This is a genomic window from Leptothoe kymatousa TAU-MAC 1615, assembly GCF_018739865.1.
Classification (GTDB): Bacteria; Cyanobacteriota; Cyanobacteriia; order Phormidesmidales; family Phormidesmidaceae; genus Leptothoe; species Leptothoe kymatousa.
Genome location: NZ_JADOER010000004.1, coordinates 871,796 through 878,123, shown reverse-complemented (window position 1 = coordinate 878,123; position 6,328 = coordinate 871,796). Strand labels below are relative to the sequence as shown.

The window sequence follows — 6,328 nt, the reverse complement described above, 5'->3', positions numbered from 1 at the left end:
GCGTTGCGGGAGGCGTTGCGGGAGGCGTTGCGTTCGGCGTTGCGGTCGGCGTTGCGGGAGGCGTTGCGGGAGGCGTTGCGGGAGGCGTTGCGGGAGGCGTTGCGGGAGGCGTTGCGGTCGGCGTTGCGGGAGGCGTTGCGGTCGGCGTTGCGATTATTCGTCCTGAAGCATGGATAGGGCGTTTAGGGTTAAAAAAATCTTATGGCATGCCAATTATCAGCGGGCATATCACCTATATCCCATGGAAAGACTTAAATAAACGTCTAAGGGTTTGGTTGGCAGACGATTGGGAGGCAGGAATTCACAATGCTAACCAGCTATTGGCCTATTCGCAACAGTTTATTCCTGTTATTCAAAGTCTAGACCAGAGTTTATCCACAGTCCCTGCGAAACATCTCTTTTCTAAAACTGCAACAATAGCTATAGCTCCTTTTGACTGGGATATTTTAAGGTATGTGTCTGCGTCCCTCACCAACAAATTAAAAGCAGAATTTATTGATGGGCTGTTCTGGTTTCCAGAAAAACGACGCCTCAAACAGCGCTTTGACTCTTCTCTGCGATTTGATAGTCCCCACCAAGCGGTTGCCGCTGGTTTTTGGTTGCTTCATGAAAAATCCCCGGCTGAAGCGGCTAAAGCCTTTAACCGGGTGCAAGATATCCGCTATGGGGAAGAGATGTACCAGCTTGCCTGCTGCCTCACCACGGCCCAAAATGCCAAAACCCTAGACCAAAAAGCCACCATTGCCAACCATCAGCTCCCGGCAGGGCCATTGCTGCGCCCCAACACATGGCAAGCCATGGCCCAGCTCCGCCACGCGGCGGACAATGCACAGCTGATGCTCCAGAGCTACTCCCGCTCCACCCGCTCCCTAGCCCTCAACCGTGCCCTGGGTGCCCTAGTCAATATTCTCGACCAGCCCGACGACTTACCCAATGCCGAAAAAAAACTGATTCTCGACATTGCTAAAAGCTGGCGAGATGATTTCCTTGAACTCGCAGCCGATGTGGGGGAAGTTGACTATAGCCAACCCGTTGCTAACCCCTATGTGGCTGGCGACCCGGTCGAAGGAGACCTTTTTGTCGGTCGCGAAGACATCCTTAAACAGCTTCAAGAACTATGGCTTTCCAGTAACCAGCTGCAGTCCGTGGTGCTCTATGGCCACCGCCGCATGGGCAAAACCTCTATCCTACGCAACCTCTCCCGCTGCCTTGGCAACAACCCAAAAGTTGCCTATATAAATCTTCTTTCCCTTGGTCACGTAACTGAAGGCACTAGCGAAGTTCTGATTACCATAAGCGATGCCATCGCTAGAACGGTTGGGTTACCGGCACCTAGTGATGATGAGATACTGCGTTTACCCAAAATCACATTTGAACGCTATTTACATCGTGTTATTAAACATCTGAAAGGGGATGGTTTAATTATTGCCCTAGACGAATTTGAACAACTTGAAGAACTGATTGAAGCGGGCAGTCTTCCTGATAAATTTTTGAATGTCCTACGTAGCTTTCTCCATCTCAGCCCTCGAATTGGCTTCGCCTTTGCTGGTCTGCATACCCTTGAAGAAATGAACGCTGACTATTTTCATCCCTTCTTTAGCAGCATGGCTCCCCCCATCCACGTCAACTACCTTAGCCAGGCTGCCACCCGCCAGCTAGTTGCCAACCCTAACCCCGACTTCACCCTCGACTATGCCCCCGGCGTCCTCGACGAAATCTATAGCCTCACCGCTGGCCAACCCTACCTCGCCCAGCTCCTAGGCTTCCAGCTGGTGCGCCTCTACAACCACCAACGCTTCGAGCAAAACACCGACCGTCCCTCCAGCTTTAGCCCAGACGACCTACGCCACGTCACCGAAGACAGCGACCTATTCCGCAAAGGTCGCTATTACTTCACAGGGGTCTGGAACCAGGCAGGCCAGGACACAGAGCACCAACAGCCCGTCCTCAGGGCATTGGCAGATGACCCCAACGGGCTACCCTATGAGGCCATTGCTAGAAAAACACACCTACAAAAGCTAGAAGTTGTTGCCGCCCTGGATATGTTAAAACGCCATGACGTTGTCACGGAAAAAAAATCTCACTGGCGCATTATTGTTCCTTTATTCCGCCGTTGGGTATTGGAAAATTGCAACGAATAAATGCGACACTTAACCCCAGGTGTTTTCAAAGGTCAAAGCTTAGATGTCCCAGTTATATGCTTTGTCGGTTCCCGTATATGCGATCGCAAACTGTATAGCTGGATTAATATGCGCTGCAATCATAATTTTGTACCCTCGCAATCAAACCGAGGCTGTTAGCTGGCGTAGCCATCTCGTATTAGGATTAGGAGCCTTGTGGGCCAGCTCCTACAGTTTAGCCCACCTATACCACACCCCAGAAAGCGTCAGTCATTTACTGCGGGTGCAAGTTATTCCCCTTGCCCTGCTAGTCCCAGCTTGGCTTTTGTTCGTATTAGGCCGCATCGGCTATCGATTTCGCCAGTGGCAAAGTCTTCTATTTGTAATCCCCATTGCCACTATTTTGATTACCTGGCATCCAGCATCCCAACCATGGATGTGGAGCATCGAAGGCATTAACCAAATATCGGGCATAACCTCAGTGCAATATGGCACAGGGCAATGGTATCAAACTGTTTTTGTTCCCTATAACTATATTTTCACCTTTGTTGGGCTGATATGGTTAATATCCACTGCGGTCAATGCACCGGCCACCCAGCGCTGGGAATTTTACTTACTCATCTGGACCAGACTATTCCTAGAAGGGATTATTTACTTCACCCTGTCGCCACTGTGGCAAGACTTTCGATCGTTTGACATCACCCCCATAGGCTTCACCCTATGCTGCATTATTTACACCTTTCAAATATCACGACGACGATTGTCACCAACGTCTCCCCTAGCCTATCGAAAAATTTTTGAAAGCCTGGAACTCTCCATGATCGTGGTAAACCATAGGCACCAACTACTAGAATATAATTCTTTGGCAGCAACGAGTTTAGGCCTTTCTGGCAACCACCTGATGACGGACATCGATTCTATTTTGCCGTTTATCACCAAAACAGATTGGACAACCCTAAGGCAAAACGGTGTAACAGAGTGCCAAAATTTAGATACCCACTGGCATATTACCCAGACAACAATTTCCAAGGGACGAGCCTTTAGTAAATCGCGTCCCCTGGGATATGTGCTATGTCTCAATGATGTTTCTCAACAACGTAAGCTTCAGGCCCAGTTGCTTGAGGGGGCACTGCTCTACGATCCGCTGACTGAACTGCCCAATCGCACATTGTTTATGAAGCGTTTGGAAGAGGCCCTCACCCATAAAGCCCCCCTAACTGTTCTATTTTTAGATCTAGATCGGTTTAAGTCGATCAATGATTCCTTGGGGCATCGTGCAGGCGATCACCTGTTGAAACGAGTGGCACAGCAAATGCATACGTGTCTGCAGGCTCAAGACATGCTGGCCCGATTTGGGGGCGATGAATTTGCCATTTTAAGGGAAGGCACTGAGGATGCTGAAGATTTAGTAATTTGCGATCGCATCCAGGCCGCCATCCAAGTACCCATTCCCTTTGAAAACTATCAATTACGCACCAGTGCCAGCATCGGAGTGGCCTTTGCTAACCCACCAGAAACCACCAGCGAAACGTTTAATTTACCCCAAGATTCTATCGCCATGGCCGATCAGCTAATTCGCAATGCAGATTTAGCCATGTATCAAGCCAAAGCCTCTGGCAAAGCCTGCCATCGGGTATATAACGAGGGCCTACATCAACGGGCCATGGCCACCATAGAAATGGAAGCCGATTTACGCCAGGCATTAACCCACAACCAATTTGAACTGTACTATCAACCCATTGTAGACATTGATAGCGAAACAATTGTCGGCGTAGAAGCACTGCTACGCTGGCACCATCCCGCCAAAGGGCTACTAAATCCTCCTGCTTTTATTCCCATTGCAGAAGATCTAACGCTAATGCCCCAAATAGATGCCTGGGTGATTAAAACAGCGTGCCACCAATACTTCCAATGGCGAAATCAATATCCAGACCGCGCCCTAATGATGGGTGTGAATGTATCTGCCCAAAACTGGGGCACGCCCAAATTGCTGAGCGCCATAAAACAGGGTCTCGCCGGTCAAGATGGCCATTGGTTCAAACTAGAAATCTCTGAAGACACACTATTAAACAACACCCTCGACAATGATACGCCGATTCAATATCTAAAAAAGTTGGGAGTGTCCATCCAGCTAGATGACTTTGGCACAGGCTATTCATCCTTAAGCTATCTATGCCAAATCTGTTGCGACGGCCTCAAAATTGATAAGTCCTTTGTCAGAGATATGCAGCAGACTCCGCAACACTATACGTTAGTAAAAACAATTATTGACTTAGCCCATGCCCTAAATTTAACTATTGTGGCAGAAGGCATTGAAACCGTTGAACAGCGAGAGATATTGAAAGCGCTTGGCTGTGCTTGGGGACAGGGATATCTTTGGGCAAAGCCAATCCCGGCAAAGGAGTTAGAACATCGGTTTATGGCCTAAGGACAACTGGTGGGTAATGCGAATGTTATCTAAGAGGGTGCGATCGCTACTAATGTGGCTCAATTTCACCTGGGCATCATCGGAGCTACCGGGCTTTAGTCGCTGCTGACGTAGCTGCTTAAAACTCCCTGGGGCCAGCACATTCAGCCGGGGCGCAACAATATCATTTTTCTGACGCTTCAGCCCATAGGACTCATTGGCCCGCTGCATCTGCACATCAAACCCCTGCAACAAATGGTGTAGCTCAGACTCACTCGCGGCCGTTGCCAACTCCACATTCAACACATAGTAGGGCTCCACCAAGGACTCCGACAACGTCACACAAAAGTCTTCCACAGGCAGTTTCTCCTGCAACACCGCCATCACCTGGGACACATGGTATTCCGTTGTCTTTTCAGAAATGGCCGACAATGTGCCCCCCTGGCGATAGCGAAACACAATCACCGGCACCCCATGGCGCATGTCTACCACCTGGAGCACATCCCCAATGTCATACCGGCAAAAGCCAGAATAGTTGGTCACCAACACTCGGTAATGTTCTCCCACTTCTAACTCATGGGGCAACAGGGTTTTAGGGGTCTCCTGATCCCACTGATCCGGAGCAACAAACTCAAAAAAGTTAGTTTTTATCGCCAAAATGGCGCCATCGGCATTGAGCCGACAGTAGCTACCAAAAACCGCCTCCGAGGCAGAATAGGTGCCACCAAAAATGGGCAGATTGCCAAAATAGTCCCCAAAGCGCTCAAAGTAAAAGTCCGATGGGCCACCCCGGGCCGTAATCAAAAATGCCAGGTTCGGCCACACATGCTGGGGCAACAATCGACCGTGGGTCTGGAGCAGCTTTTGTAGCTGCCGGGCCCGCTGGGGTTGGGGCGATAGACGCTTTTCTAAGGACTGCCGTAGGGCTGGCGATAGATCAAGATCTGGCGATAGGGTGCCACGACCTATGTCGTCCACCAAAGACGCGCTAAACCGTTCGAGATAGGCGCACAGCTGCAGCATAATCAACGGAAAATTGGCCGCCATGTAGGTGAGCTGGGCCTGACGTAGGCCAAATAGCAAACACACATAGTTGCGCGCAGCGGTGTCGCTAATGTGGAGCGCATCGTAGGGCTGGGCAAATAGCTGGTTGTAAACCAAAGGATGGGTGGTGCGTAGCTGGTTACCGCTGACATGGCCATAGGTGATGTCGCCATCGGTTTTGCCCAAGGGGTTAATTAAAGTGGTCAACAGCAGCTGCCCCACGGCATGGTTTTGAGCGCGGGACTGCTCAAAGGCGTAGCCCATGGCCACCTGGTTGGCATAGGCCCGGGTCCGCTGAACCCGCTTGGTAATGGGCACCAGCTTGCGGCTACCGGTGGAACCGCTGCTCATGTTAAAGACCTGCACCGGCAGGGGAGACACCACATTGCCCTCACCAGCGGCCGCTCGCTCAAAATAGGGGGCATAGCCGGCGTAGGTCCAGCGGGGCACCCGTTGGCGAAATTCTTCGATATTGCTGATTTGATCTAGCCTAAGGGCCTGCCCTAGGGCGGTATCTTGCTGTTCTTTAAGCAGCGTTTGTAGAAACTTGGCTTGGATATCTGCGGCCTTTGGCAACTGGCGGGTAAAGGCCCGCTGCTGCCACTGGGCAGCCATCGCAAACACCGATAAGACTGGCTGGGCCATACGCTACTTCACAATCCGTCTTGTAAACTTAAAAATGTTTCACAATAATAAGATGAAGCAGTGGGCTTATTGGCTTTGACCTTTGTTTTCCCCTGTCGTTATCTGCATTTAT

3 protein-coding genes are annotated in these 6,328 nt (G+C 50.5%); 2 read left to right on the top strand and 1 reads right to left on the bottom strand.

Going from position 1 to position 6,328, the window contains the following annotated elements:
- Nucleotides 1–2,141: AAA family ATPase (locus IXB28_RS06095; RefSeq protein ID WP_246559632.1), on the top strand; the 2,141-nt coding region annotated here is incomplete at its 5' end.
- Nucleotides 2,142–2,184: 43 nt separating this feature from the next.
- Nucleotides 2,185–4,548, top strand: a complete 2,364-nt coding sequence (locus IXB28_RS06090) for an EAL domain-containing protein (protein ID WP_274609659.1) — start codon at nt 2,185–2,187, stop codon at nt 4,546–4,548.
- Here the strand turns inward: IXB28_RS06090 and IXB28_RS06085 are convergent.
- The gene (locus IXB28_RS06085; protein WP_215617641.1) at nt 4,525–6,216 is read right to left on the bottom strand and encodes a GH3 auxin-responsive promoter family protein; all 1,692 of its coding nucleotides are present in this window, start codon (nt 6,214–6,216) and stop codon (nt 4,525–4,527) included. The two genes, IXB28_RS06090 and IXB28_RS06085, sit on opposite strands and share 24 nt — an antisense overlap.
- Between the last annotated feature and the right edge of the window lie 112 nt (nt 6,217–6,328).